The 26,917-nt window shown below is 53.7% G+C and carries 30 protein-coding genes; 24 read left to right on the top strand and 6 right to left on the bottom strand.

All coding sequences use genetic code 11. The features are described 5' to 3' along the window. The first annotated feature begins 27 nt into the window (after positions 1 to 27). From SGLY_RS04885 to SGLY_RS04965, 17 genes are all read left to right on the top strand, one after another. On the top strand, positions 28 to 1,419 hold the full coding sequence (locus SGLY_RS04885; protein ID WP_013624177.1) for an MFS transporter: 1,392 nt from the start codon (positions 28 to 30) through the stop codon (positions 1,417 to 1,419). Positions 1,420 to 1,648: 229 nt separating this feature from the next. After that, the gene (locus tag SGLY_RS04890; RefSeq protein WP_013624178.1) at positions 1,649 to 1,975 is read left to right on the top strand and encodes a P-II family nitrogen regulator; all 327 of its coding nucleotides are present in this window, start codon (positions 1,649 to 1,651) and stop codon (positions 1,973 to 1,975) included. Positions 1,976 to 1,992: 17 nt separating this feature from the next. Then, positions 1,993 to 2,349 (top strand): P-II family nitrogen regulator, encoded by a 357-nt coding sequence (locus SGLY_RS04895; RefSeq protein ID WP_013624179.1) that lies wholly within the window; start codon positions 1,993 to 1,995, stop codon positions 2,347 to 2,349. Positions 2,350 to 2,362: 13 nt separating this feature from the next. Then, positions 2,363 to 3,151 (top strand): ABC transporter permease, encoded by a 789-nt coding sequence (locus SGLY_RS04900; protein ID WP_013624180.1) that lies wholly within the window; start codon positions 2,363 to 2,365, stop codon positions 3,149 to 3,151. A gap of 49 nt (positions 3,152 to 3,200) precedes the next feature. Then, positions 3,201 to 4,049 (top strand): ABC transporter ATP-binding protein, encoded by an 849-nt coding sequence (locus SGLY_RS04905; RefSeq protein ID WP_148228070.1) that lies wholly within the window; start codon positions 3,201 to 3,203, stop codon positions 4,047 to 4,049. Between the two features lie 31 nt (positions 4,050 to 4,080). Next, a complete protein-coding gene (locus SGLY_RS04910) occupies positions 4,081 to 5,136 on the top strand; it encodes an ABC transporter substrate-binding protein (RefSeq protein ID WP_041445059.1) in 1,056 nt (351 codons plus the stop codon). A 33-nt stretch (positions 5,137 to 5,169) separates the two neighbouring features. Next, complete coding sequence (gene speB, locus SGLY_RS04915) at positions 5,170 to 6,183, top strand: agmatinase (RefSeq protein WP_013624183.1); 1,014 nt, start codon at positions 5,170 to 5,172, stop codon at positions 6,181 to 6,183. Between the two features lie 43 nt (positions 6,184 to 6,226). After that, positions 6,227 to 6,532, top strand: coding sequence for a P-II family nitrogen regulator (locus SGLY_RS04920; protein ID WP_013624184.1), 306 nt, complete (start codon positions 6,227 to 6,229; stop codon positions 6,530 to 6,532). A 49-nt stretch (positions 6,533 to 6,581) separates the two neighbouring features. Beyond that, a complete protein-coding gene (locus tag SGLY_RS04925) occupies positions 6,582 to 7,760 on the top strand; it encodes a helix-turn-helix domain-containing protein (protein ID WP_013624185.1) in 1,179 nt (392 codons plus the stop codon). Positions 7,761 to 7,784: 24 nt separating this feature from the next. Then, a complete protein-coding gene (ureA, locus tag SGLY_RS04930) occupies positions 7,785 to 8,087 on the top strand; it encodes an urease subunit gamma (RefSeq protein ID WP_013624186.1) in 303 nt (100 codons plus the stop codon). 13 nt (positions 8,088 to 8,100) lie between these two features. Further along, on the top strand, positions 8,101 to 8,478 hold the full coding sequence (locus tag SGLY_RS04935) for an urease subunit beta (protein WP_013624187.1): 378 nt from the start codon (positions 8,101 to 8,103) through the stop codon (positions 8,476 to 8,478). After that, positions 8,475 to 10,190, top strand: coding sequence for an urease subunit alpha (ureC, locus tag SGLY_RS04940; protein ID WP_013624188.1), 1,716 nt, complete (start codon positions 8,475 to 8,477; stop codon positions 10,188 to 10,190). The genes SGLY_RS04935 and ureC overlap by 4 nt, the downstream gene beginning before the upstream one ends. Before the next feature lie 14 nt (positions 10,191 to 10,204). Next, entirely contained in the window at positions 10,205 to 10,657 is a 453-nt protein-coding gene (locus SGLY_RS04945) for an urease accessory protein UreE (protein WP_052298610.1), read from the top strand. After that, positions 10,636 to 11,340, top strand: coding sequence for an urease accessory protein UreF (locus SGLY_RS04950; RefSeq protein WP_013624190.1), 705 nt, complete (start codon positions 10,636 to 10,638; stop codon positions 11,338 to 11,340). The genes SGLY_RS04945 and SGLY_RS04950 overlap by 22 nt, the downstream gene beginning before the upstream one ends. A gap of 60 nt (positions 11,341 to 11,400) precedes the next feature. Then, entirely contained in the window at positions 11,401 to 12,009 is a 609-nt protein-coding gene (gene ureG / locus SGLY_RS04955; protein ID WP_013624191.1) for an urease accessory protein UreG, read from the top strand. 12 nt (positions 12,010 to 12,021) lie between these two features. Further along, the gene (locus tag SGLY_RS04960) at positions 12,022 to 12,789 is read left to right on the top strand and encodes an urease accessory protein UreD (protein WP_013624192.1); all 768 of its coding nucleotides are present in this window, start codon (positions 12,022 to 12,024) and stop codon (positions 12,787 to 12,789) included. A gap of 182 nt (positions 12,790 to 12,971) precedes the next feature. Further along, positions 12,972 to 14,450, top strand: a complete 1,479-nt coding sequence (locus SGLY_RS04965) for a methyl-accepting chemotaxis protein (protein ID WP_013624193.1) — start codon at positions 12,972 to 12,974, stop codon at positions 14,448 to 14,450. A 125-nt stretch (positions 14,451 to 14,575) separates the two neighbouring features. Here the strand turns inward: SGLY_RS04965 and SGLY_RS04970 are convergent, their stop codons facing one another. The 6 genes from SGLY_RS04970 to SGLY_RS04995 form a co-directional block, all read right to left on the bottom strand. Continuing rightward, positions 14,576 to 15,730 (bottom strand): S1C family serine protease, encoded by a 1,155-nt coding sequence (locus SGLY_RS04970; protein ID WP_013624194.1) that lies wholly within the window; start codon positions 15,728 to 15,730, stop codon positions 14,576 to 14,578. 56 nt (positions 15,731 to 15,786) lie between these two features. Further along, the gene (locus SGLY_RS04975) at positions 15,787 to 16,941 is read right to left on the bottom strand and encodes an ABC transporter permease (protein WP_013624195.1); all 1,155 of its coding nucleotides are present in this window, start codon (positions 16,939 to 16,941) and stop codon (positions 15,787 to 15,789) included. A gap of 7 nt (positions 16,942 to 16,948) precedes the next feature. Next, a complete protein-coding gene (locus SGLY_RS04980; RefSeq protein ID WP_013624196.1) occupies positions 16,949 to 17,620 on the bottom strand; it encodes an ABC transporter ATP-binding protein in 672 nt (223 codons plus the stop codon). A 13-nt stretch (positions 17,621 to 17,633) separates the two neighbouring features. Beyond that, positions 17,634 to 18,635, bottom strand: a complete 1,002-nt coding sequence (locus SGLY_RS04985; RefSeq protein ID WP_013624197.1) for a permuted SH3 domain-containing protein — start codon at positions 18,633 to 18,635, stop codon at positions 17,634 to 17,636. Between the two features lie 130 nt (positions 18,636 to 18,765). Further along, positions 18,766 to 20,058, bottom strand: coding sequence for a sensor histidine kinase (locus SGLY_RS04990; protein WP_013624198.1), 1,293 nt, complete (start codon positions 20,056 to 20,058; stop codon positions 18,766 to 18,768). Then, positions 20,051 to 20,737 (bottom strand): response regulator transcription factor, encoded by a 687-nt coding sequence (locus SGLY_RS04995; RefSeq protein ID WP_013624199.1) that lies wholly within the window; start codon positions 20,735 to 20,737, stop codon positions 20,051 to 20,053. The genes SGLY_RS04990 and SGLY_RS04995 overlap by 8 nt, the downstream gene beginning before the upstream one ends. Positions 20,738 to 21,019: 282 nt before the next feature. On the opposite strand from SGLY_RS04995, the gene SGLY_RS05000 reads away from it, so the two are divergent. From SGLY_RS05000 to SGLY_RS05030, 7 genes are all read left to right on the top strand, one after another. Next, the gene (locus SGLY_RS05000; RefSeq protein ID WP_013624200.1) at positions 21,020 to 21,361 is read left to right on the top strand and encodes a cupin domain-containing protein; all 342 of its coding nucleotides are present in this window, start codon (positions 21,020 to 21,022) and stop codon (positions 21,359 to 21,361) included. A gap of 56 nt (positions 21,362 to 21,417) precedes the next feature. After that, positions 21,418 to 21,774, top strand: coding sequence for an arsenate reductase family protein (locus tag SGLY_RS05005; RefSeq protein WP_013624201.1), 357 nt, complete (start codon positions 21,418 to 21,420; stop codon positions 21,772 to 21,774). A gap of 365 nt (positions 21,775 to 22,139) precedes the next feature. After that, the gene (locus SGLY_RS05010; RefSeq protein ID WP_041444652.1) at positions 22,140 to 22,505 is read left to right on the top strand and encodes a PilZ domain-containing protein; all 366 of its coding nucleotides are present in this window, start codon (positions 22,140 to 22,142) and stop codon (positions 22,503 to 22,505) included. 328 nt (positions 22,506 to 22,833) lie between these two features. Next, entirely contained in the window at positions 22,834 to 23,262 is a 429-nt protein-coding gene (locus tag SGLY_RS05015) for a DUF4395 domain-containing protein (protein ID WP_013624203.1), read from the top strand. A 22-nt stretch (positions 23,263 to 23,284) separates the two neighbouring features. Continuing rightward, a complete protein-coding gene (locus tag SGLY_RS05020) occupies positions 23,285 to 23,881 on the top strand; it encodes a TatD family nuclease-associated radical SAM protein (protein WP_013624204.1) in 597 nt (198 codons plus the stop codon). Positions 23,882 to 24,080: 199 nt separating this feature from the next. Then, positions 24,081 to 25,541: a nitrogenase component 1 gene (locus SGLY_RS05025; RefSeq protein WP_013624205.1), complete on the top strand. Its 1,461-nt coding sequence runs from the start codon at positions 24,081 to 24,083 to the stop codon at positions 25,539 to 25,541. Next, positions 25,534 to 26,865: a nitrogenase component 1 gene (locus SGLY_RS05030; RefSeq protein WP_013624206.1), complete on the top strand. Its 1,332-nt coding sequence runs from the start codon at positions 25,534 to 25,536 to the stop codon at positions 26,863 to 26,865. The genes SGLY_RS05025 and SGLY_RS05030 overlap by 8 nt, the downstream gene beginning before the upstream one ends. The last annotated feature ends 52 nt before the right edge of the window (positions 26,866 to 26,917 follow it).

The following is a 26,917-nucleotide window of genomic DNA, read 5'->3' on the forward strand; positions in this document are numbered from 1 at the left end:
AGTGATGATTTTACGGAGGCAATGAATATGGAACAGAGCAGCAGTCAGACCAGGATTATTTTGGTGATTGTCATGATCACCTCTTTTGTGACGCCATTTATGAGCAATGCCGTGAACCTGGCCATCCCCTCTATCGGGCTGGAGTTTGGGGGCAATCAAAGCCTGATGAATTGGGTGGTTTTCGGCTTTTTGCTTTCCTCCGCCGCTTTTTTGCTGCCGTTTGGCCGCCTGGCCGACCAGTTCGGGCGGAAAAGAATATTTTTGATCGGCATGGTTTTACTGGCGGCCTCTTCCCTAGCCTGCGCTTTAGCCACCTCTCTGCCCGCCCTGGTCGGCTTCAGGATTTTGCAGGGCTTTTCCAGCTCCATGATATTCAGCAATGCAATGGCGATTTTAACCTCGGTCGTACCGCCCGAATCCAGAGGCAAGGCTTTGGGCTTAAACGCCGCCGCCACCTACATCGGCTTATCCTGCGGCCCGGTATTGGGAGGCTTGATCACCAGAGTATTCACGTGGCGGGGGATCTTTTATTTCAACCTGGTGATGGCGCTCCTGATTATTGTGATCACAGTCTGGAAATTAAAGGGGGAATGGACAGGTGTCACCGCTAAAATTGACGGCTGGGGCATGATCCTGTGTATCGCCGCTCAAGCCCTGCTGTTGTTTGGGCTCAATGATCTGACGGCCGGCCTTCTCTATCAGCTCAGCTTTGCGGCGGGGATTGTGCTGCTGGCCGTATTTTTCCTGTTTGAACGAAACCATCCCAATCCCCTGATTCCGATCGGAAGTATGATCCAAAACCGGCCGTTTGTTTTTTCCAACCTGGCGACCTTAATCAATTACAGCGCGACATTCGCCCTGAGTTTTGTCTTATCCCTGTATCTGCAGACCGCGCTTGGCATTGATACGGCGATCTCAGGACTGATTTTGCTGGTCCAGCCGATGATGATGGCTCTGCTCTCTCCGCTTGCCGGGACATTATCGGACAGGATCAGACCCGGGGTCCTTGCTTCCCTGGGGATGGGCATCTCGGCCCTGGGGCTGTTTTTCTTCATTTTTCTCACTATCCAGACCCCGATTGTGCTGATCATTTTGAACCTGGCCTTTATCGGGATTGGCTTTGCCCTGTTTGCCTCACCCAATACCAATGCCGTCATGGGCTCGGTTGACCGGACACTGTACGGTGTGGCGTCTTCCGTGATGGGAAATATGCGGCTGCTGGGCCAGTCTGTCAGTATGGCCATTGTTTCCCTCATTACCTCGATCCTGATGCGCAATCTCACCGTCAGCTCAGCAGGCTATGTTGATCAGCTGATGGTCAGCCTGAGGATCTCCTTTATCATCTTTGCCGTATTCTGCAGCCTGGGCGTGTTTGCGTCGATGGTCGGGGGCAAGGGGAGGGAAGCGGGAGAAAGCTGAGCGCATCCATAAGTCCGGCTGAAAATCTGATGGAACGTCTCCTGCAAAACCACTGTGCACTGTGCACAGTGGTTTTGGCGTTTCATTCCATTTACACGGCAAATAAGCAGTGCTACAATTCAAGGTGTCAAGGGTTATATGGAGTCACGGAAACAAGGGCGTTTCAAAGCAGTTGGCTTGAATACCCTTGTTTCTTTTTTGAAAATTACTCTGATAAGGGGAAAGCAAAATGAAAATGGTGAAGGCGGTTATCAGGCCGGAAAAATTTTATGATGTGCTATATGCACTGAATGAAGCGGGGTTTTCCGCCGCAACACGGTTTGGGGTGCTGGGGCGGGGCAAGCAAAACGGCTTAAAGGCCGGAGCGGTGTCCTATGATGAAATCCCTAAGGAGATGATGATCATCGTGGTTGAGGATCAGGACGAGCAAAAGGTATGTGATGTGATTATGCAGAATGCCAGGACCGGTCTCAAGGGGGCCTACGGCGACGGGAAAATCATTGTGACGACTGTGGATACGGTTTATACCATCTCCAGCGGAGAAAAAAAACTTTGAAAAGGATGCGCGGGAAGATGAAGGAAGTCATGATTGTGATTCAAAACAAAATGTATCAAGAGACAAAGCAGGCCTTGATCAATGGCGGGTTCGGCGCGTTTTCCAGTTTTCTGGTTTTCGGCAAGGGGAAGAAGCCGGTGCAATTCACGGCGAAGAACGGGCAGCCGCTTGACAATAAGGATACGGGCCAGCCGATGTTGGCCAAAAAAATGATCATGGTCTGGATCAATGATGAGGAAGAGGAAAAATTGGTGGAGATAGTGTTAACGGTAAACCGCGGCGGCAACTGCGGAGACGGCAAAATATTCGTGACCAAACTGAACGGCGCCATGAGGATAAGAACGGGAGAAAAAGGCCGGGACGCGCTGATCTGACAGGAGTGAGGACATGCTGAAAAAATGGTTTTCCATAAGAAAAGAGATTGAAAAAAAACATTATCTTCTGCTCGGCGTCAGCTCCTTTGCCGTCATTATCACAGCCTGGACCATCGCCAGCACCGGCGGGTTTGTCAATGAATTGTTCCTGCCGGCCCCGCTCGATGTGGTGCGCAATATCGTCCAAGGCGCGGTGACCGGCACGATCTGGCCGGACATGTGGATCAGCATTTCCCGTATCATGATCGGCTTTCTGCTGGCGGTCGCTATCGGTATCCCTCTGGGCATTTTGATCGGGACGTTTAAAAGCGTGGAGGCCTTTCTGCAGCCGGTGGCGGAATTTATCCGCTATATGCCGGTGCCGGCCTTTATCCCCCTGATCATGATGTGGGTGGGAATCGGGGAAAACGCGAAAATAGCCGTGATCTTCGCGGGCATATTTTTCCAGCTGATTCTGATGGTGGCCGATGATGTGCGGCTGGTTCCCGGCGATTTGCTCAATGCGGGCTATACCTTGGGGGCGAGCAACAGACAAAGCATCTTTAAGATCCTCATCCCGGCCATGATGCCCAAGCTGATGGACACCCTCCGGGTGCTTCTGGGATGGGCCTGGACCTATGTGACCGTCGCTGAGCTGGTGGCCGCCAATTCCGGCCTCGGGTACAGCATTTTGAAAGCGCAGAGATTTCTGAAGACGGATTCTATTTTCGCGGGGATCTTAATCATCGGTTTATTGGGCCTGATTTTTGACAGGTTATTAAGCTACGTGAATAAAAAGATTTTTTACTGGGTGGAGAAATGATACCGGCAGGCAGCCTTTTCACCCCGATATATTTTTGAAGGAATGATGGATGATGTCAACAGCGAGCATGCCGAAAGAGCATATGCCGATCAGCGCAATGATGAGCAACACCAAAATCCAGATCAATCATGTTTACAAAAAATTTCCCGCCAAAAAGGGCGATGTCACCGCTTTGAAAGATATCAACATACAGGTGCTGGACAATGAATTTGTATGTGTGATCGGCCCCTCCGGCTGCGGGAAGTCGACCCTGCTGAAAATTGTCGCCGGTCTGGAGGAGCTGAGCGGCGGGGAGATCCTGGTCAACGATAAGGTCGTGACGGGGCCGGCCGCGGACAGGGGGATGGTATTTCAGAACTATACGCTTTTCCCCTGGAAGACGGTGGAGGAGAATATCGCCTTCGGGCTTCGTCTGAAAAAAATGGAAAAATCCGCTGTGGCTGACATCGTCCATAAATACTTAACCGTCATCGGTCTGGAAAAATTCAAAAAGAGTTATCCCAAAGAGCTTTCCGGCGGCATGAAGCAAAGAGTGGCAATTGCCCGCGCCCTGGCCAACAGTCCCGAAGTCCTTTTGATGGACGAGCCGTTTGGAGCCTTGGATCCATATACCAAGGCCTCCATGCAGGAGCTGTTGCGAAAAATATGGCAGGACGAGAAGACAACCATTCTTTTCGTGACGCATGACATAGATGAAGCAGTCTTTCTTTCCGAGACATTATACATCCTTTCCGCCAATCCGGGAGAGGTCCAGGCCAGGGTGCCCATTCATCTTCCGCATTCGCGGTCCATCGAGATCAAGGACAGCACAAAATTTTTCCGTATCCGCACCAACCTGTCCAAGGTGATGCAGGGGAAAGAAGACATTGAGGCTATCGATGAAATTTATTCATTCTGACAGTGAAAGCATTTCGTTCAAGGAGGGTAAAATGAAGAAATTGATTGCGGTTTTTCTGATGGTGATCCTGGGCGCCGGTTTCGTGGCGGGATGCGGCAAAAGCAGCTCCCCGGCGGGAGAAAACACCGCCGCGGGCAGTAAGGCGATCCAGTTCGGCATCAGTGCTTATCCCAGCTGGTATGTATGGTTTATTGCCAAAGAGGAAAAGATTTTTGAGAAATACGGGCTGAATGTGAACCTGGTATGGTTTCCGACCTATTCCGACTCCACCCAGGCTTTCCTGACCGGAAATCTGGATTTTGTCTCCCTGGCCCTTTCGGACACTGTCGCCCCTTATGTGAAGGGGGAAGGACATAAAATCGTCCTGATTAATGATTATTCCAACGGGGCGGACGGACTGGTCGCGGCTCCGGACATCAAATCGGTTCAGGATTTGAAAGGCAAGACCGTGGCCACGGAGTATGGTACGATTGAGCACTTCTTCTTATTAAGGCTTTTGGAACAAAATAACATGACAGAATCCGATATTGACTTTACGAATATGACCATCAGTGACAGCGGGGTAGCCTTTTTAAGCGGCTCGGTGGACGCGGCTTCCCTCTGGGAACCGGCCCTGAGCAAGGCGCAGGGAAGAGAGGGGACCAATACCCTGTATACCTCCAGGCAAACCCCCGGACTGATTCCGTCCGTGCTGGTGGCCAACCAGAACTATATTGCCGGCAACGAAGAAAATACGGAAAAGCTGATCCAGGTATGGTTCGACGCCCTGAAATTTTACCAGGACAATCCGGATAAAGCCCTGGAGGATATGGCGAAAAGTACGGAAATCTCCGTGGAGGAAATGAAGGTCGCCATGTCCGGCTCCAAGCTGTATTCTCTCCAGGACAATCTGGACGCCATGACCAAGCAGAGCGACTCTCTGACCTATATTCCGTATACGACCAGAATCACGGCCGATTTCCTGTACGGCGTGAAGCTGATCGAAAAGAAGGCCGATGATTACACCGCCTTATTTGATCCGGCATATTTGCAGAAGGTCAGCAAGCTCCGGGCATCGGAACCGGCTCCCGACACAGAGCTGAAATAACATCAAGATGTGAAGAAAGGGACGATACAAGCAATGAACAATTATTACATCACCTGCGGCAAAAGGGAAGCGCAGAACGATTTTCCCACTCATTTGATCTCCGGGATTCCCTCCTTTTTGAAGGCGGCCATCCTTCCGCCGGTGGAAAGTGTTCTCCGGGAACACCAGGTAAAGGCAGCGGTACTGGGACTGCCCTGGGAGCATACCAATACATGCCGGCCCGGGGCTTCTATGGGCCCAAGGGCGGTCCGCAACGCAACCGATCATTATCTCAGCTATCACGGCGAATTTCAGGTCGATTTATTCAATGCCCTGAATCTGGTGGACTGCGGTGATGTCCAGATCATGCCCGGCAATGCCAAGGTGACGTTTGAAAGAGCGGAGGAGTGTTTGCTCAACATCATCAACGCGGGTGCTGTCCCCTTTGTCTTCGGCGGTGATGACTCCTGTCCCATCCCGGTGACCTCGGCGGTTTCTAAAACCTGTCAAAAGGGCAATATCGGCTACATCCATTTTGACGCCCACCTGGATACGGCCAAGGATGTCGGGGGGGAACTGCTCAACCACGCCTGCCCGGTCAGCCGGACGGCCGAGCTGCCCAACTGCCGCGGCGAGAATGTGGCGATTGTCGGGATCAACGGAGCGCTGAACCCGCCCGAGGAGATTGACTACTGCCGGGAGAACGGCATTCATGTGTATTCGATCTGGGATATTGAGGAACGGGGCGTGGACACGGTCATTGCCGATATCATTGAAAAGGTCTGGGCTCCCGGTGTGGAAAAGGTCGTCCTGCAGACAGACCTGGATTGTATGGACCAGGCCTTCGTGCCGGGAATCACAACACCGGAAACCGGCGGCCTGACCCCCAGAGAGATGCTCAAATTCGTGAGGGCTTTTGCCAAAAAAGGAATCGCGGCCTATGTGATCGCGGAATGCAGCCCAGTGTACGATCCGGCCAATATTTCGGCGAGAGTGGCCGTAAGACTGGCCATGGACGCGATGGGGACAATCGCCAATCCGAACGGGAGCGGCAGGATCAGCAAGTAGAGTCGGCATTCTCAGATTAAGCAAAGGGAATAGGTTGTAAAATATGAAACGGATAGAGGCCCTTATCCCCCGGGATAAGCTTCAGCGATTGGTGGAAGAGCTGGAGGAAAATCACTTTAAAGACATCGTTCACTTTTCGGTGACCGGGCGCGGGAGGGCCGGACACAATTTGCCGGCGGAGCAGGCCCCGACCGAAAGGGTCGAGCTGATGGTGGAAAACGAAGAGGAAAAGCTTGCGGTCAATATCATCAGCCGGATATGCAGAAGAAAAGACAGCGACAGCGGCAGAATCATCATTTACAGCTCCGTCAAGGTGATCACCATTCATAACGGCAATGAAAGCCTTTAGCTTTTCCGGTCCCCGGAATTAATCGTTCAAGGAAACAGAGGGTTTGAGGATGAAGGGATTTGATCTGTCGGATTTGCCGGCATTGTACAGCATCCAGAATATGACGGGAGAAACCGGCCTGGACAGGGAGATGATCAGGATCGTCATGCCGGAGGAGCCTGATGCCGAAAAATTTTTTGCCGGCATCGAAGCCGGTGATTTTGTGATCATCCCCCAGTCCGTCTTGTTGTGCAGTCCGGATTTCTGCCGGCAGCTCCTTTCCCGCGATCAGGGCCGGAATATCGCCGGTATCCTGGTCCATCACAGGGTGAGGGAAAAATGGATCGGGGAAGAGACTCTGGCTCTGGCCCGGTCCCTGCAAACCCCCATCTTCAGTATGGGGGACAGTGCCGATATCATCGACGTGGTCTATGAATTGAGACAGGCGGTCAATCTCTATTCCGGGGCGCATACCTTTGATCTTCTGGACAATTTAATGTACGGCGTCTCCCATAATCATGAGATGCTGATTTCCAGAGCAAAATTCTACAAATATGATTTGTTGCAGCCGCATTACGCCTTCGTGTTAAAGCTGGAGATGAATTACAGCCTGAAAAAAAAATATACCGCGGAGGAAATCATCAGGTTCAGTGAAAATGAATTCAAAAAGCATCTGGGCAATGTGTTATTTACACCCTGCAGCAACGGCCTGATCACCCTGCTGCCGGAGACCTTCTCCCCGCAGAGGCTGGAAGAGGTCGTGCAAAGGATCAAGAAGGAATATCACATCAATTATTACGGCGGGATCGGACATACCTACGATAATCTGGACGGATTCGCGGAAAGCATTGATCAGGCCAAAAAAATTGTCAAAATTTTAAATGAGACCTATAACGGGAAGAATACCATCAAAGACTTTCAATATATGTTCATCTATATGATGATTTATCAGATGATTTCCGATCCCAAGCTGGAACAGTATTACAACTATACATTATCAACGCTGATTAATTATGACAAAGCGAATAACAGCCAGCTGTTTAAGACCCTGCGGGTATATCTGGAGGAGAACCAGAACGCGGTGACCACAGCGGAAAAGCTGTTTATCCACCGGAATACCCTGCGCAACAGGCTGGTCAAAATAGAGGAACTGACCCGGAAGTCGCTGTCCTGCCTGGAGGACCGCTTTGATCTATGCCTGGCCATGTATATCGACGACATCTGGAGGAGTGATTCCAAAGATGAATAAAAGGCCGGCAGGGGAGGGAAGCCCATGTATCTGACGCCGAAGGAAACGGAAAAGCTGATGCTGCATTATGCGGGAGAATTGGCGAGAAAACGCCTGAACAGGGGATTGAAGCTGAACTACCCCGAAGCGGTGGCCCTGATCAGCGCCGAATTATTGGAAGCCGCCAGAGACGGCAGAAGCGTGACCGAGATCATGCATTACGGAACAACTGTTCTGAAGAAGGACCAGTGTATGGAAGGGGTGCCGGAAATGATTCCCGAGATCCAGGTGGAGGCGACCTTCCCGGACGGAACCAAGCTTGTGACCGTCCATCATCCCATCAAATAAGGAGGCGGTCGGTATGATTCCCGGCGAGTATATCATCGGCAACCGGGAGATCGAACTGAACAAGGGCCGGAAAACGGCGGAGCTCGTCGTGGCCAATAACGGCGACAGGCCGGTTCAGGTCGGCTCCCATTTCCATTTTTTCGAGGTGAACAGGGAGCTGTGTTTTGACCGGGAGGCGGCCTTGGGGATGCGCCTCGATATTCCTTCAGGGAATGCCGTCCGGTTTGAACCGGGAGAGGAAAAAAAGGTCCGGCTCGTTATGCTCGGAGGAAAGCAGGCGGTTTTCGGTTTGAATAACCTGACCGCCGGCAGGGTCTGTGATCCCTCTGTCCGGCAAAGAGCTTTAAAAGACGCGGCTGAGCGTCACTTTGAAGGAGCTGATCCCAGTTGAGCTGCACAATATCCGGCAGAGAGTATGCCAATATGTACGGGCCGACCAAAGGAGATAAGATCCGCCTGGCGGATACGGAGTTATGGGTGGAGATCGAACAGGACTGGACGGTTTACGGCGACGAATGCAAATTCGGCGGCGGCAAGTCCGTGCGGGACGGCATGGGGCAGTCCCCTTCCCGGTCCGGGGAAGAGGGCGCGCTGGACCTGCTGATCACCAACGCCGTCATCGTGGATTACAGCGGCATCATTAAAGCCGATATCGGGATAAAAAACGGAAAAATCGAAGGGATCGGCAAAGCGGGGAATCCGGATATCATGGACGGTGTCGCCCCCAATATGGTGATCGGCGCCGCGACGGAGGTCATTGCGGGCGAGGGCCTGATCGTGACCGCCGGCGGCATCGATACCCATATTCATTTTATTTGCCCGCAGCAGATTGAAACCGCCCTTTACAGCGGCATGACAACCATGATCGGCGGCGGGACCGGACCGGCGGACGGCACGAACGCCACGACCTGCACCCCCGGCAGATTCAACCTGCACAGGATGCTGGAGGCGGCGGAAGCCTTTCCGGTGAATTTGGGCTTTTTGGGCAAGGGAAACGCTTCGTTCCCCAAGCCCCTGATCGAGCAGATCGAGGCCGGAGCGCTCGGGCTGAAGCTTCACGAGGACTGGGGGACAACCCCGGCAGCCATCGACGCCTGCCTCCGGGTCGCCGACCAGTATGATGTTCAGGCTGCCATTCACACGGATACCCTGAACGAAGCGGGTTTTGTGGAAGACACGATCCGGGCCATCGGCGGCAGGACGATCCATACCTACCATACCGAGGGAGCGGGCGGGGGACATGCTCCCGATATCATCAAAATAGCGGCGCTGAGCAATATTCTTCCCTCGTCCACCAATCCGACCATGCCCTTTACCCGCAATACTCTGGATGAGCATCTGGATATGCTGATGGTATGCCATCACCTGGACAGCCGGGTGCCGGAGGATATCGCCTTTGCCGATTCCAGAATCCGCCCCGAAACCATCGCGGCGGAGGATGTTCTGCATGATTTGGGCGTCTTCAGCATGATGAGCTCCGATTCTCAGGCGATGGGCCGGGTGGGCGAGGTGATCATCCGCACCTGGCAAACCGCCGATAAGATGAAACGGCAGCGCGGCGCGTTGCCTCAAGAACGCGGCAACGATAATTTCCGGGTCAAGAGGTACATCGCCAAATATACGATTAATCCCGCCGTGACGCACGGGATCGCGGATTATGTGGGCTCGGTGGAGCGCGGCAAGCTGGCCGATCTGGTTCTGTGGAAGCCGGAAATGTTCGGAGTGAAGCCGGAAATGATCTTAAAGGGAGGGGTGATCACCGCGGGCAGAATGGGGGATGCCAATGCCTCCATCCCCACCCCTCAGCCTTTGCTTTACCGGAAGATGTTCGGGGCGTTCGGGCGGGCCAAATACAGCGCCTGCGCCACATTTGTGTCCCAGGAATCCATAGACAACGGGACAATCGGGGGATTGAACCTGAGTAAACAGATTCTGGCGGTGAAAAACTGCCGGAAGATCACCAAAAAGGATATGCGTCTCAATGACAGCATGCCCTCGATCGAGGTCGATCCCGAAACCTATGAGGTCAGGGTGGACGGGGAAAGGATCAGCTGTGAAGCGGCGGAAACGCTGCCGCTGGCCCAGCGGTATTTTTTGTTCTGAAGGGAGGAAGTCCGATGATGGCCGAAAAGATTTTAGGCAATCTGAAGTATTCTGAGCTGAATGGCAGAAGGCTCGATACGGTCAGGATCGACTGGTTTGAGGTGGAGAAACGGATCTGGAAAAAGACCAGTGAGCACGGCGTTGAAGTCGGCCTGAAAATCAGGGCGGGATTGCCCCTGCAAAGCGGAGACATCCTTTACGAGGACGACCGGGTCGTGATGGCCGTGGAGGTTTCGGAATGTGAAGCCATCGTGATTGTCCCCGGGGATATGCGGGAAATGGGGCGGGCCTGTTACGAGATCGGCAACCAGCATGTCCCGTTGTTTTATGAAAACGGGCGGCTGGCCGTTCCCTATGAAGGGCCTGTTTTTGCCCTGCTGGAGGCCGGGGGCTACCGGCCGGAAAGAATCATGCTGAAACTGGAGCACCGGCTTGGCGGTTCCGGATGCCGGCACAGCCTGGCGTGAAAGCCGCGATGAACAGCAATTTCCTGCTGCTTTTGCAGATTACCGATCCCTATTTCCCGATCGGCGCCTATACACAGAGCTTCGGACTTGAGACCTATGTCCAGAAGGGCCTTGTCAGGGATGGGGAGACGGCCCGCCAGTATCTGACCGGCAAGCTGGAAAACAGCTTCTTATATAACGAGCTTTTGGGAATGCGGCTGGCCTATGAATACGCCGCAAAGCGGGAGCTGGGCCTGATCCTGGAGCTGAACGAGCTTTACGGGGCGTCCACTGTCCCCGCTGAGCTCAAAAAGGCCGGCATGAACCTGGGCCGGGGTTTTTTCAGGATGGCGGAGACGTACGGGGGCAGAATGGATTTGCTGAGGGCCTGTCAGGAGGCGGAAAACGTCAATTATTGCCTTGCCTTCGGCATCTTCTGCGCGGAAAACGGCATCCCCTTTCCGGAGGCCGCCCTGGCCTTCACCTACAGTCAGGCTTCCGCCATGATCAATAATCTGGCCAAGCTCCTTCCCCTGAGCCAGACGGAGGGGCAGGCCATTCTTTTTCAGACCGGGGACTTGATCTCCCGGCTGGCCCGCGAAGTGACCGCCCTCACGGCCGGGGATCTGGGACGAAGCACGATCGGGTTTGAGATCAGGTCAATGCAGCACGAAAGATTATATACCAGAATGTACAGCTCATAACGCCGGTGGTTCACGGGCCGGACCGGTGATGAGCAGGGAAGGCAAATCCGAGGAGGGCTTATGTCTTATGTGAAAATCGGGGTCGGCGGCCCGGTCGGTTCGGGAAAGACCTCTTTGATCGAAAAATTGACGCGGAAATTGGCTGGGGAGTACAGCATTGCCGTGATCACCAACGATATCTACACCAAGGAGGACGCCGAGTTTTTAATCAAAAACAGTGTTTTGCCGCCGGAGCGCATCATAGGGGTGGAAACGGGCGGCTGTCCGCATACCGCCATCAGAGAGGACGCCTCGATGAATCTGATGGCCGTGGAAGAAATGGCGGAGAAATTCCCCGGAGTGCAAATGATCTTTGTGGAAAGCGGCGGGGACAACCTGTCGGCCACCTTCAGCCCCGAGCTGGCCGACGCCGCGATTTATGTGATTGATGTTTCCGGCGGAGATAAAATACCGAGAAAAGGCGGACCGGGCGTTACCCGCTCCGACCTGCTGGTGATCAACAAGGCTGATCTGGCGCCCCATGTGGGGGCCAGCCTGGAGGTAATGAAACGGGACTCCCTGAACATGCGCGGGGGCAGGCCGTTTGTTTTTACTTCCCTGAGAGAGGACGAGGGGCTGGAACAGGTGATTGAATGGATCAAAAAAGATGTCCTGCTGGAAGAGCTGTAAGCGGGAGGGCGTATGATCAACCGCTTTGGCCAGGAAAGTAAATTAATCATCGGCACAGGGTGCAGGGAAGGGAGGACCGTTCTGGAGGAGGTCAGCTTCACCGCGCCCTATAAAATCGCCAAGCCCTTTTATGGAGCGGACGGGACGATGAGGCTGACGGTCATGACGGCCTCCGCGGGCCTGATGAGCGGGGACCGCTGCCACATCCAGGCGGAGATCGGCGCGGGCTCCAAGGTGGAGATCGGCACACAGGCCTTTGCCAAGATCCATAAAATGAACGACGGCTTTGCCAGGCAGCAGACAGAGATCCGGGTGGCAGCCGGCGCAAGCCTGAGGTTTTTGCCGCTGCCGGTGCTCCCCTTCGCGGGCTCCGCCATGCAAAACGACACCCGGATCACCCTGGAAAAAGGCGCGGCCCTGCAATATGCCGAGGTGTTATCCTGCGGCAGGTATACAAGAGGGGAAAAATTTCAGTATGCCGCTTACCAGGCGCTGACAGAGCTCCGGTATGACGGCAAGCTGGTCTTCCGGGACAACACCAGGCTGGTCCCCGGAGAACAGGACCTTTCCGGCATCGGCTTTTATGAAGGCTTCCTGCATCAGGCCACCGGAATTTTGTTCAATTCCGGCCGGCTGCCGGAAGCCCTGCGGGACAGGCTGGCGCAAGATCAAGAGATAGAGTACGGACTGACCGAAATCGGCGGCGGAGGTCTTGTGATCAGAATCCTCGGCCGGAGTGCGCAAAGCCTCTATGACATCCTGAACAATCCGGTCGGGTAAACCGGGCCTTTGTCCGGCCCGGGCCGGCGGAGCCGAGCTTTCGAATACGGCGGCAGGAGCGCTGAAGAAATTGCGGAAAATCCTTGAAGAAACTTCGCTCAGAATCTATACTGACGGTATAGGGTGCGGATCTGGTGAAGAATAAAAAAATATCTAGTCTGATTCGAAGGAGAGAAAGCGCAATGAATTTTCTGAAAAACGCGCCGTGTGAAGAAGCTCTGAGTGTGATGAAGAGCGTAGAGGACAGATTGAACGGGAAAAATGTCGACCTGCCGGATGTGAAATACCCCATCCACCAAAAGCTTGTGAACATCTTCAATAAGCTGTTGTCCAGTGAAGAAAAGATGTCCGCGAGTTCCAAAAAAATGATCGGACTGACGTCGGCCTTAAGTAATTTTGATGTTGAAATGGCTCATTCTTCCAACGAATTGATCGAATTCGCCAAAGAAATGTCCAACATCAGCGAATCGAATCTGGCGATCGTGGAAGAGATCAGCGCCAGCATGAGCGAAGTGAACGACACCGTCAGCAATACCTCCGGGATTATGAACAGCCTGCGGGAGTATTCCCGGGAGCTTGTCCAGAAAAATGACGAAAGCATCAGCAGGATTAATGAAATCAACGGGCTGAAAAACGATGTTTCCAAAGACGCTGCCTTGATGAGCGAGCAGATCAGGACCCTGGTGGAGATGGCCGTGAAGGTGAATGAGATTGTGGACGGGGTGGAAAACATCGCCAACCAGACCAACCTGCTGGCCTTGAACGCCGCGATCGAGGCGGCGCGGGCGGGGGAAGCGGGAAAGGGCTTTGCCGTTGTGGCGGACGAGGTCAGAAAGCTGGCCGACAACACCAAAACCAGCCTGGGCGATATGCGCTCCTTTGTCAATAACATTCAGGAGGCGGCGGTAAGCGGGCGGACGAGCATGGAAAATACCATGGATTCCACAGCCAGGATGCATTCCATGCTGGACCTGATCTCGGAAACCATTGTAGAAAATGTCGCGATGCTCAAGCACACCATTGGGGATGTGGAACAAATGACAGAATCACTGGACCATATCAAAGAATCGACCAATCAGATTAACCAGGCCATGGAAGCGTCCACCAAGGACGCCGAGAAGATTAATCAGATGACCGGGACGATTCAGGAGCAAGCGGGCCAAAGCACAAAGAACGCCGAAGACATTTCCAGGATTGACGACGAGCTGAGCGGAATCATAAGGGAGATGGTCACTTCCCTAAACGGCGGCAAAAATGCCATTTCCAACGGGGAATTGCTGGAAAATATCTCAAAAGCCAAAGAGGCCCATTTCAACTGGATCAAAAACCTGAACAGGATCGTAGAGGAAATGACGGTCTACCCGCTCCAGACCAATGCCAAAAAATGCGCTTTCGGCCATTTTTACCACTCGATCGATGCTTCCGGCACGGTGTTGCAGGAAGCGTGGGAAGCGATCGATCAGGTGCACGACCGGCTGCATACAAACGGCAGCAGGGTCATCGAGGCGGTCAGGGAGAATAAGCCGGAATCGGCAAAGAGCCTGTTTATTCAAACGGAAGCGCTCTCCAAAGAGATTTTTGCCAAGTTGAATCAAGTGATGTCCATTATCGAAAACAGTGAGGCAAACGGGGTGCAAATTTTGCAGACGGCCTCCCGTTAGGGCCGGCGGCGATTTCCCGGCAAGAAAGCCGGCTGACGGAAAGATGAAACGGAAAAGGGGGCTCGCGCTTTGCCTTGAGGCAAGGCCGCGAGCCCCCTTTTCGTGTCGGCGCTGATCCGGGCCGGTCAGGAGGGCCTGGCTTCTTCCAGGACCAGCTTGAGGGTGATGGTCTGATTATTGCGCTTGACGGCAAAGCTCAGCTCATCGCCGACCTGGTGCCCTCCGAGCACCTTATTGAGGTCCGCGGAGCTTGTAATTTGAGCGCCGTCAGCGGAAACGAGACAGTCCCCGGCTTGGAAGCCGGCCGTTTGGGCATGAGAGCCGGCAGTGACGCTTTGGACATAAACTCCGGACTGCTGCAGCCTGTAGGCCATCGCCGTCTGGGCGTCCGCGACGTCCACCAGGGTCATCCCCAGTGTGACCCGGCCTTTGACATAGCCGTTGCTCATCAGCTGCTCAATCACGGTCTTGGCGTCATTGACCGGGATGGCAAACCCCAGGCCTTCCACACCCGACCCGGAGGATTTGGCCACCACGATGCCGATCAGCTCGCCGCTGCCGTTAAAAAGCCCGCCGCCGGAGTTGCCGGGATTGATGGCGGCGTTTGTTTGCAGGAGGTTCATGGTTTCGCCGTCCAGTTCGATTTCCCGGTCGAGCGCACTGATGATCCCGTCGGTGACTGTGCCGCCCAATTCCCCCAAGGGATTGCCGATTGCCACGGCTGTTTCGCCGACCAGGAGCTTGTCCGAATCCCCGAATACGGCGGGCTGCAGGCCGGAAGCGTCAATTTTGAGCAGGGCAAGGTCCGATTGGGAGTCGCTTCCGATCAAGGCGGCGGAGTAGGTTGTTTCATTTCTCAGGCGGACCGTGATTTTTTCCGCATTCTCAATCACATGATTGTTGGTGACAAGATAGCCGTCCTGGGTGATCACCACGCCGCTTCCGGCACCCTCAGAGACATATTGTCCCCGTCTGGCGTTGTTTTGCACGGTTTCCGTGGCAATCTCCACCACGGAGTCGGCGGCAAGACCGGCAATATCGGCCACGGACAGGGAGCTGCCGCCGCTTGCCGCGGCGCCGGTTTCCGCCGACTGGTACATGACCGCCACACCGTGGCCGCTGCCCGAGGACTGAAAAGTATCGGCCAGCAGGCCGCCGGCGTAGCCCAGGACAGAGGAGGCCGCCAGGGCTGTCCCGAGGAGGATGGCCGCCGTCTTTTTCGTAAGAAAGCTTTTATCTTTTGCCGGGGCAGGATTAGGGTACTGTTCGTTGTTTTCCACGAGAGGAAACCTCCTTTCATTGACTGGATATCCGATCAATTGTGCGGAAAAATGGGTTAGTCCATCCGCAGGGCGTCGATGGGATTGAGGCGGGAAGCCCTGTAAGCCGGGAATATTCCAAAGACCAGACCGATTGCCGCGGCGAAGCCGAAGGCCAAGGCCGCCACTTTGGCCGAATAAGCGAAGGTATAGCCCAGCAGCTCGGCGGCGCTCCCGATGCCCAGGCCGGCGATGATCCCGGCGATACCGCCTAACAGACACAGGACCAGCGCTTCAGTCAGAAACTGGGTTAAGATATTGCTCCGGCGGGCGCCCAGGGATTTGCGGATTCCGATTTCTCTGGTGCGCTCCGTAACGGAGACCAGCATGACATTCATGACGCCGATACCGCCGACAAGCAGGGATATGCCGGCAATTCCCGCCAGGAGCAGGACGAGGGTATCCTGGATGGTGCTCATGGTTTCCAGCATGGATTGCTGGGTGGTTACACTGATTTCATCACCGGAAACATTCAGTGCCGATCTTAAGAAATTCTCCGCGGTGATCTGGACGGCATTGACCGAATCTTCGTTTTCCGCCCGGAGATAAAGGGATTTGATGTCGGAGCCGCCCGCGGCGGCAGTAAGGGGGATCAGGACCGTGCTGTCGGCGTCGGTTCCCATGGAGGAGCCCTGTTCGGCCAGTGTTCCCACTACCGTATAATTATCCCCGGCGATTTTGACGGTTTCTCCCACGGGGTCCTTCCCGGCAAATAAGTCCGCGCTGACATCGGAGCCGATAAGGCAAACCTTGCTTTTCTGATTGAGGTCGATAAAGGAAAGCTCCCGGCCCGCGGAGAGGTCATAATTGCGGATGGACAGGTAATGTTCATCCACTCCCAGCACAGAGGTCATGCCGGCGGTGGAGCTTCCCTGGGAAACGGTTGCGCTGACACTGGTATAGGGAGCGGTCTCCGCCACTCCGTCCAGCTTGGATAAATTCTCCGCGTCCTCCGGTTTTAAGCCGTTGTCGGCCTCGATGGATACGGTCAGGGTATCTGTGCCGAGGGAGGAAACCTGGTCGGTGATACTCTGGGAGCTGCCTGTTCCGATGCCGACCAGGACAATAACGGAGGAAATCCCGATGATTAACCCCAGCATGGTCAGGGAAGAGCGCAGGGTATTGCTGAGAATATTTTTTAAGGCCAGTTTGACGGTTTGCATCAATTTCATGCCGTACTCACCTCAGTTCCGGAAAAATCCGCCCGTCAACGATATTGACCGCACGGTCGGCCTGGCGGGAGATCTGTGTGTCGTGTGTAATCAGGATGATGGTCTGGCCGAGATCGTTGAGCTCCCGCAGGATCTCCATGATTTCCCGGCCTGTTTTCTGATCGAGAGCCCCGGTGGGCTCGTCGGCGAGGATGATCTGGGGCCGGCAGGCCAGAGCGCGGGCAATGGCGATCCGCTGCTGCTGTCCCCCGGAAAGCTCCTTGGGTGTGTGCTTTTCTCTGTCCTTTAAACCAACCCTCTCCAGATAGTAAGAGGCCAGCTCTTTGGATTCCCTGGCCGAAGCCCCTTTGTACATCAGGGGGACTTCGACATTTTCCAAAGCGTTGAGCTTGGACAGGAGATTAAAATTCTGAAAAATAAAACCGATCTTGTGGTTTCTGATTTGGGCCAGTTCGTTGTCGGTGGAATGGTTGATATCGATACCGTCGAGAAAATACTGGCCGCTGTCCGGCATGTCCAGGCAGCCGAGGATATTCATGAGGGTAGACTTTCCCGAGCCGGAGGGGCCCAGGATGGCCACGAATTCACCGGCGGCGGCCTGGAAGCTGATATCGTCCAAAGCCTTCACTTCGCTGTCGCCCATGAGATAGGATTTTGATAAATGTGTGAGATCAATCATGATTTACGCTCCTTTAGTCAGCGTTTTGCCGGCTGCTGCCATTCGGGCTCTGGTCCGGCATATTGCCGCCCGGTCCTTGCATGGCCCCGCCCTGCATGCCGCCCATACCGCCGCCGAAGCCGCCCGACCGGCCGGAATTTTCCGCAGAGCCGGTTTGAACGGTGTACTGGATGATGTCACCGGCGGAAAGACCGCTTGTAATTTGCACATAGGCATCGTTAGCCAGGCCGAGCTCGACGGAAACAGGAGAGGCCGCACCGTCCTTAACGACCGTGACCACAGCATTGTCCCCGCTGCCGCTGACCGCTTCAATCGGAACCGCGACAGCGTCGCTGACACTGGCGACGACGATTTCCACATCGGCGGACATCCCGATCTTGATTTCGGCGGTTTCATCCAGAGTCAGGGTAACGGTAAAGGTTGAGCTTCCGTTGCTGTAGGTGCCGGTTTCGCTGATGGCCGACACTTTCCCGCTGTGCTTGGCGTCGGGCAGGGCATTGACGGTGATCTCCGCTTCCTGGCCGACGTTCAGATTCTGGAGGTCGCTTTCATCGACAGAGAGCTGGGTGACAAGCTTTTCCGTACTCTGGACGGAGATGGTATTAGCGGCGGCACTATCCGCTGTTTTGGAGGCGCTGCCGCTGTCCGTAAGATTCACGGTGCCGGCCACGCCTTTGCAGGGGGAAACCAGCTCCGTGCCGTCGGTGTAGGACAGCAGGGCCTGACCCTCTTCTACCGCTTGTCCTTCCGTGACCAGGACCTCATCGACCGTTTTGTCTTGGTCCGCGGTCAGTGTTTCCTCGTCCCCGCTTAAGATCTGGCCGGAGCCGGAAACGACTTTGCGAATATCCTGGGTGCCTACCGTGGCGGTCCTGGTTTCACTTGCGGTCAGATTTTGCCCGTCCCTGTTCTGGGCCTTGACATAGTACGGAATGACAATCGCAAAGGCCAGAACGGCTGCGGCAACACCTAAAGAAACCAACAGCTTAGTTTTCCTTTTCTTTTTTGGACTCATGAAAAAATTGCTCCTTTCATCCGCTGTTCGGCGGTATTGACAGGAACAATGATAAGCAGTCAACCTTAAATTAGCTTAAAACCAACCTTAAAAAAACCATAAAAAAGCCCGGTATATTTTGGTATTGGGGTTATTTCGGCAATCTGACGACCACGGTTGTCCCCTTGGGCTTGTTCGGCTCAAGGCGAATGCTGCCGTGATGCGCTTCCACGATCCAGCGGGCAATGGACAGGCCCAGGCCTGTGCCGTTCCGGTTCTGCCTGCGGGCCCGGTCTTCCCGGTAAAAACGGTCAAAGACCTTTTCTCTGGCTTCATCGCTCATGCCGATTCCGGTGTCGGCCACCTTCAGATAAACTTTATTCTCGCTGAATTCTGTCCGCACCGTCACACGGTCCCGGGGGCCGGTGTATTTCAGGGCATTGTCGAAGAGGATGTGCAGCAATTGGTGGATTCTGCTTTTATCGGCGCAGAGATTTGCCGGGCAGTTCAGCTCGAGCTGAAACTGCTTTTCCTGGTTTGCCGCCAGCTCAAGATAGGGCTCGCTGACAGTTCTGACCAGCAGGTCAAGGGAAAAAAGCTCCTTGCTTAACTCCGTGATCGTACCGCCGGAGCGGGTGATGGTCAGCATATCGGCGACCATCTTGGACAGCCGTCCGGTTTCATTCAGGACCAGGGCCAGGGTATCGGCATGCTGAATAATTTTGTGCTCAGGCGTGGTCAGCAACAATTCCACGGAGTTCTGGACAATGCTCAAAGGAGTCCGAAGCTCATGGGAGACGTTTTCCACGAATTCAACCTGCTTTTTCCAGGCCGTTTTCACCGGCAGCATGGTTTTTTGGGACAGGATATAGCTGGCTAAGATGGACAGGGCCGAGAACAGGAGAATCGAGAGAACAATGAGCAGAGACATCTGCTGCAGCAGAGCGGTTTCCCCGTCGGCATTGATCACGAGCTGCAGGTAGGTCTGCCCGCTGTCCGCTGCCGGCAGCGCAATCATCAGGCTGCGGAAAACATACTGGTCTTTGATTCTCACTGTTGTGATGCTGTTCAGGCTGTTCGGATCAAAAGGGAGGTACTGCAGGTATTGTTCGTAATAGGCGCTGTTGACACTGCCGAAATGGGTGATCGTCCCCGCAGCGTTTCTCATCAGGGGAATCACTCTCGGGTTTCTTAGATCGGCGAAACGGCTGGGCTCAAAACTGTCCCCGGCCTCCGGCTGCCGCTCGAAATCGCGGTCCCCGGCAGCCCAGCTTTCCATCAGCTTGCGGGAGACTGTCAGCTCACTGTCCAGCTTGGCATACAGAGTACTGCGGGCCTGATTGAAAACGATCAGGCCAAAGGCGGTAAAAATCAGGAGAAAGGCGATCAGATTGTAGCGCATATTGATCAGCTGCTGTCTGCGGATAATCCGGTCTTCATTCATCGCCGCCACCATTGCCGGTTATCATGTAACCGACGCCCCGGACTGTTTTCAGATATTTGTCATAGCCTTTTTTCTGCAGCGCTTTCCGGATGTTGCTGGTATAGACATCGACAACGGTGATGGTGGTGTCGGAATCAAAACCCCAGATCCGGTCAAAGATTTGTTTCTTGGTCACGATGCTGTTGTGATTGCGGATCAGAAACTCCAGGATGTCAAACTGCCGGCCGGCCAGGGTCAATTCCTCGTCACGGATTTTCACGGTCCGGTTGCTGAGGTTTAAGGTCAGGTCTCTGAAATTGAGGATATTTTCTTTTAAGGCTCCTCCCGAGCGCCGGATCAGGGATTCCAGGCGGGCCAGAAGCTCCTGGCGGTAGAAGGGCTTGACCAGATAATCATCCGCGCCGAGCTTGAAGCCTTTGACCTTATCATCAATATTGTCTTTGGCTGTAAGGAGGAGAACCGGGGTCGATACGCCCTTTTCCCTCAAGGCGGACAGCACCTGGTAGCCGTTCATTTTCGGCATCATGATATCCAGAACGATGACATCATAGATTTCCTGTTCCGCCAGATAGAGGCCTTCTTCCCCGTCAAAGGCCTGCTCGTAAACAAACAGGCCGCCCAGGCTCCGGCAAATGGTAGCGGACAGGACCGGATCATCTTCAATAACAAGTACACGCATCGCTTGCTTCTCCTCCGGCGGACATCAGAAAGGATTTGAAAAGATTGTTATAGTATAACGCGAAGATCAGGCATTTATTCCGGGCGGAGCGGGCGATTCCGGGAGAGGCGGCGGTCGGCCGCAGAACAGGAAACCGGGAAATGCTGAATCGTGATGGATAAAACAGTCTATTGCGCTATAATAGGACTAGGCAGGGGTGCCTGGGCAAAAGGAATAATCCCATGGACAAAGTCATCCCGCAGCCGGCGGATTGAAGAAATCAAAATAACGGAGGGTGGAAAAATGCCACAGCATTTGATGAAAAACATAGACTTTTCCAAGGTTCTGGAGATGGAGGGTCTGGTTCAGTATCAGGAAGGCCAGGTAGTGAGCAGAACTCTCGCTCAGGGTAAGCCGGTGAGCATCACCTTATTTGCTTTCGCGGAGGGGGAAGAGATCAGCTCCCATTCCTCAGGCGGTGATGCGCTGGTCTATCTGCTCGACGGAGAGGCCGAGATCACAATCGGGGAAGAAAGATATCAGATGAAAAAAGGACAGACAATCGTCATGCCTGCCGGTATCCCCCATGCCTTACAAGCGGTGAAACCGTTTAAAATGCTGCTGATCGTTATCTTCAGCCTCTGATCCGCAAGGGGATTAAACAGGGGATAGGTTAGAGAGGAATAGAAAGGTGGAGGAAGATGAAATTTATCTGCTATCCGAAATGCACGACATGCCAAAAGGCGCGGAAGTGGCTTGATGAACAGGGCATTGCCTATGAGGCCCGGGACATCAAGACCGATAACCCTTCGTTTGAGGAGCTGAAAGCCTGGTTTGCCGCCAGCGGACTCCCTCTGCGGAAGTTTTTCAATACGAGCGGCTTGCTGTACAAATCCCTGAAGCTAAAAGAAAAGCTGCCCTCCATGAGTGAGGAGGAACAGCTGAAGCTGCTGGCGACAGACGGAATGCTGGTGAAGCGTCCGCTCCTGATCAGTGACGGCTTGGTATTGGCAGGGTTCAAAGAAAACGAATGGCGGCATGCTATTCATTCCGGATGACCGCCGCCTTCTTTTTGAACGATAAAACTATCGATATGATCCCTGGCGCACGATTAATTGATTGATCATATAACGAAAGGTCTCTCCAACCGGAGAGGGCCTTTCTTCAGTTAGGCCCCCTTTCGCCAGGGGGCCAAAAACGGTTCAGGCGGTATGTTTTTTTCTTTTTTATTGAAATCACTTTTTATGTAAAATATAATAGGATTAGCGCTAGGACCAAAGTAATAAAGATGGATGGGACCAACAGCCCAGAAACAGAGAAGAGTTGACAGTAAACTGTGATAAGGTTTTTGTGGATAAGGTTTTCCTGCTGATGATCATTGATTTGGTCATGAAAGATTGATCGGAGATGAAAAACAACATTGATGGATAGAAAGATGACCAATGAAAAAAGAAAAAGTGAACGAATGGAGTATTGTGCCGCAATTCAGTGTTCAAAGGTAATTTCTGAGGGTAAAGTAAAGAGTTTTGATCCTCCTGTGGAAATGAAGGTAAAAAATATTGCTCCCGAAGGATTATGCATCAGCGCATTGGAGTCATTTGAAGTGGGTTCGCTGCTGAAGTTTGATATGATGCTGAAGGATGTCTGGTATAAAGAGATTACGGCCACAATTATCTGGACCATAAAAAATAAGAATACATATGATTACGGACTGCATATGCAATATGTGACCGGGCGGTTTGGCGTCCAGATCATAGAGATGGGGCGGCAGGTCTTCAAAAAGGTCTGACTGGGGAAACCCTCGCCGGTTATCCATTCCGGCTGAAAACAGAGAGAAGAACGTTCAAGGAAAGTGCGGCGCATCAGGGGTCTTGAAGATGCGGTAAAATTCCTGTTGATCTCTGCTTGACAGCATCAGCCGGCAAGGATTATAATAACGGCAAACCTCCTGATTCCCGAAAACCGATAGGAATTGAAATGATTGTCTGACTGGGAGACTAGAGGCCATGAGAATATGTTCATGGCCTTTTCGACTGCCCGGGGCAGAACTAACGTATTGGCTTTTTTCATCATATTATAGGGAAAATGATCGGATCAGATGAAGAGGAGGATGACTGATGAATGAAATCCCTGTCCCTTATCTTAGGGCCAATCAGACCGGAATGGTTATTTTGGTTATCCTTGCGGCTATTGTGGGCCAGCCTTGGATCATTGCGGTTCTATGGCTCATTGAAGCTGCCGGGTTAGTATTCGGGGTCAAAGGAAACTTGTTTATCCGAACGGCAAAACCTTTTTTGCAAAAAAAGATTGCTCAGGCAGAAACGGAAGCCAGAGAGCTGACCCGTTTTAACAATACGTTAGCGGTACTCTTTCTGAGCATTTCCCTGGTGTTTTTTGTCCTTGGATGGCCTTTGGCCGGCTATATCACGGCCGGTTTGCTGGCTGGAGTTGCGCTGATCGCGATCAGTGGTTATTGTCTCGGTTGTTTTTTGTATTTTCAGGTGAAACAGTTCCGGAGAAAATTCACGAAGACAAAATCAAGTTGAAAGGATCAGGGGAGCAGCCGCGATGATCATGACCTATGAAATAGAAGACAATTTATATGTCAATCTGACCAACCGCTGTCCCAATGCCTGCCGCTTTTGCATCCGGAATAAACCGGAAGCTTTCGCGCATGATCTCTGGCTGGATCAAGAGCCCAGCGCCGGGGAGGTCATCCGGGAGATTTTAGCCAGGGAGTTAAGCCAATATCGCCAGCTGGTGTTCTGCGGCTTCGGCGAGCCCCTGGAAAGGCTTGAGGAAGTGCTGGAGATCGTCAGAAGGGTGAAGGAAAAAAACAAAATCTATGTCAGGATCAACACGAACGGGCTGGCTGGCAAAATCCACCGCAGGGATGTCACTCCCCAATTCGAGACGCTGATCGACGGTCTTTCCATCAGCCTCAATGCGGGGAATGCCGAAGAGTATGATGCTGTCTGTCACAGCGTATTTGGGTTGGAGGCCTTCCCGGCAATTCTCGATTTCGCGGCCAAAAGCAAAGCCTATGTGCAGGATGTGCAATTCTCAGTTGTTGATTGCCTGCCGCCGGACCGGCTGGCAGCCTGCCGGAAAATAGCGGCGGAGCTCGATATCCCCTTGAAGGTGCGCAGGGAAGTGAAAGCCTGAAAATAAACGCTTGACCGCTGAAAATCAAATATTGTATGATGTTATCCGTCAGATCATCTGCAGGAATAATATTCTTTGAATTGAAGACAGTGATTGCCCAGAAAACTGGAGGTCATACCATGGTATGGCCTCTTTTTGTATGATTTGGGGCCTGCAGCCGGATGATTCCGTACCTGCAGGATGAAACGGGGGGGAAATGATGACGGTTAATTTAAAAGAACCGGCGGTAGAATTGAGAGAACTGAGGTTGAAGACAATTACCGGTTATGAGGGGGATGCTGTCGATTTAAACAGCAGGGACGATTTTCGCAATCGGGAACGTTCTTTTACGCAGTGCGGTTCCTGCGGGGCGGACCAGGTGATGAACCTGCTGACCCAGATTCAGGACGCGGCGGTGGTCGAGCATGGGCCGGCAGGCTGCGCCGGTGATATTTCTTTCCGCAATGGGACGTTCCGGACGGGAAATAAGCGCATGGGCTATGCCGTGCATAATGTGAAATACATCAATACCAATCTGGATGAAAACGATACCATATTCGGGGGGGAGGCCAAGCTGGTCAGGGCCGTCCGGGAGGCTTACCGGAGATTTCAGCCCAGGGCGATTTTTGTCACCACCACCTGCGCCTCGGCCATTATCGGCGATGATGTTCCGGGCATCTGCGATGATTTGGAAGAGGAATTGGGAATCCCGGTGGTGGCCACCTTATGTGAAGGCTTCCGGACCAATATTTGGGCCACGGGTTTCGACTCGGCCAATCACAGTATTTTACGCAAGATTGTCAAACCGGCCCGCCAAAAACAAGCGGATTTGATCAATGTGATCAGTTTCCAGCACCGCTTTGTCTATGAAAGTGTTTTCCGGCAGATGGGGCTGCGTCCCAATCACATTGTGCCGCTTTCCACGATCGAACAGCTGGAGCGCATCTCGGAAGCGGCGGCCACAGTCCAGTATTGCCAGACGTTGGGCACTTATCTGGCCGCCGGGCTGGAGCAGCACTTCGGAGTCCCGGAGGTGAAAGCGGCCGCTCCCTTTGGCCTGCGGGCCTCAGATGAACTTCTGCGGGAGATCGGCCGGATCTTTCATAAGGAAGCGGAGGCGGAACAGGTCATCCGCTCGGAACGGGAAAAAATTGCCGAAGACCTGGCCTATCTGCGGGGCCGCCTGAGCGGCAAGACTGCGTTTATCGCCGCGGGGGGACCCCTGGCTTACAGTATTCTGGCCCTGGTGAAGGATTTGGGGATGGAGGTCGTGGGCACCTGTGTCTGGCACCATGATCAGGTTTATGATAACAGGCATGAAAAGCTCAATTTTTTAAACTTTGCGACGGAGCATTATGGGAACTTTCCGGTGGGCGTCTGCAATAAGCAAGCGTTTGAGGTCATCAATGCCATTAATAAGCATCAGCCGGATATTGCCATTTCCAGGCATATGTCGACGGTTTGGGCGGCGAAGCTGGGCATTCCGTCCATTTTTGCCGGCAATGAACCGACCGAAATGCTGTATGACGGCTTGGTCCGCTTTGGCCAGACCATTCATGACGCCATTTTCAATCCGGCTTTCATCAACAATATCGCCCGCCACAGCAAGCTGCCCTATACGGACTGGTGGCTGGAGCAAAATACCTATTCTTTCTTAAAAGGGTGCGAAAACAATGAGTGATGTTGAAATTATCCAGGAACCGCGCCATACCTGCGCTCTGGGAGGGCTGCAGACCGTAGTGGCCATTGAACGGGCCATTCCCATCTTGCATGCCGGACCGGGCTGCGGCTCCAAGCTGCACCGGGGCATGGCCCTGGCGGGGGGTTACCAGGGAGCCGGTTACGCGGGGGCGGATGCGACCCCGTGTACGAATATGATCGAGAAGGATGTGGTTTTCGGGGGGACCGAAAAACTGCGGGACCTGATTGAGGGGACCCTGAAAATCATGGACGGGGACTTTTTTGTGGTTTTAACCGGCTGCACCGCCGATATTATCGGCGATGATGTCGGCAGTGTGGTGGCCGATTTCCAGGCCCGGGGGATACCCATCGTCCATGCTGAAACGGCCGGTTTCAAAGGGGATTCCTACAAAGGGCATGAGCTGGTGCTGGAGGCCATTATCAGGCAGTACCTGCAGCCGGCCGCCCACAAGGAAAAGGGGCTGGTCAATATTTTGGCCAGTGTGCCCCGGCATGATCCTTTTTGGGAAGGAGATCTCCATGAGGTGAAAGAACTGCTGGCGGGCATCGGCTTAAAGGCCAATATCTTGTTTGGTTTTGACAGCGGGGGCCGGAAAGCTTTGGAGGCGATCCCCTCCGCGGAGTTTAACCTGGTGCTTTCTCCCTACCAGGGCTTGAAAACCGCCCAACTGCTGCAGGAGAAATTTGACACCCCTTACCTGCATTATCCGGTTTTGCCGGTGGGCGGGGCGGAAACCTCCAAGTTTCTGCGGACGGTGGCGGAATTTGCCGGAACCTGGTCCCAAGCCGCCGCTGACGCTGTCGCTTACAGGGAACGGGAATTTTATCATTATCTGGTGCGTTCCGCGGACCTGCTGACCGAATTCCAGCTCCAGATGCCCAGACGGTTTATCAATATTAATGATGCTTCCTACGCCCTGGCGTTCAGCAAGTTTTTGGTCAATGAGCTGGGATATTTCCCGATCCGGCAATTCATTACCGAGAACGTTCCGGAGGAATACCGGCAGCCGGTGGCGGGTTATTTTCAGGAACTGGGTCCCGGCATTTCCACGGAGGTGACCTTTGCCCAGGACGGAGGGGTGATCAGTGAGGTCATCAATTCCACCAGAATACGGGGAACGCCCCTGGTTCTGGGCAGCTCCTGGGAGATCGACCTGGTCGGCAGCATCAAAGGACTGCAGCTGAGTGTGGCCCTGCCGGTCATTGACCGCCTGATTCTGCATCGCAGCTATGTGGGATACCGGGGCGGCCTGAATCTGGTCGAGGATATTTACAGTAAACTGCTGGCCCTCAATCGCGGTTAGCCGGGAGGGGGGCTGTGGGGCGGTCTGCCCTATATTTGAGGAAAGAAGGAAT

Origin of the sequence: Syntrophobotulus glycolicus DSM 8271 (assembly GCF_000190635.1) — a bacterium.
Classification (GTDB): Bacteria; Bacillota; Desulfitobacteriia; order Desulfitobacteriales; family Syntrophobotulaceae; genus Syntrophobotulus; species Syntrophobotulus glycolicus.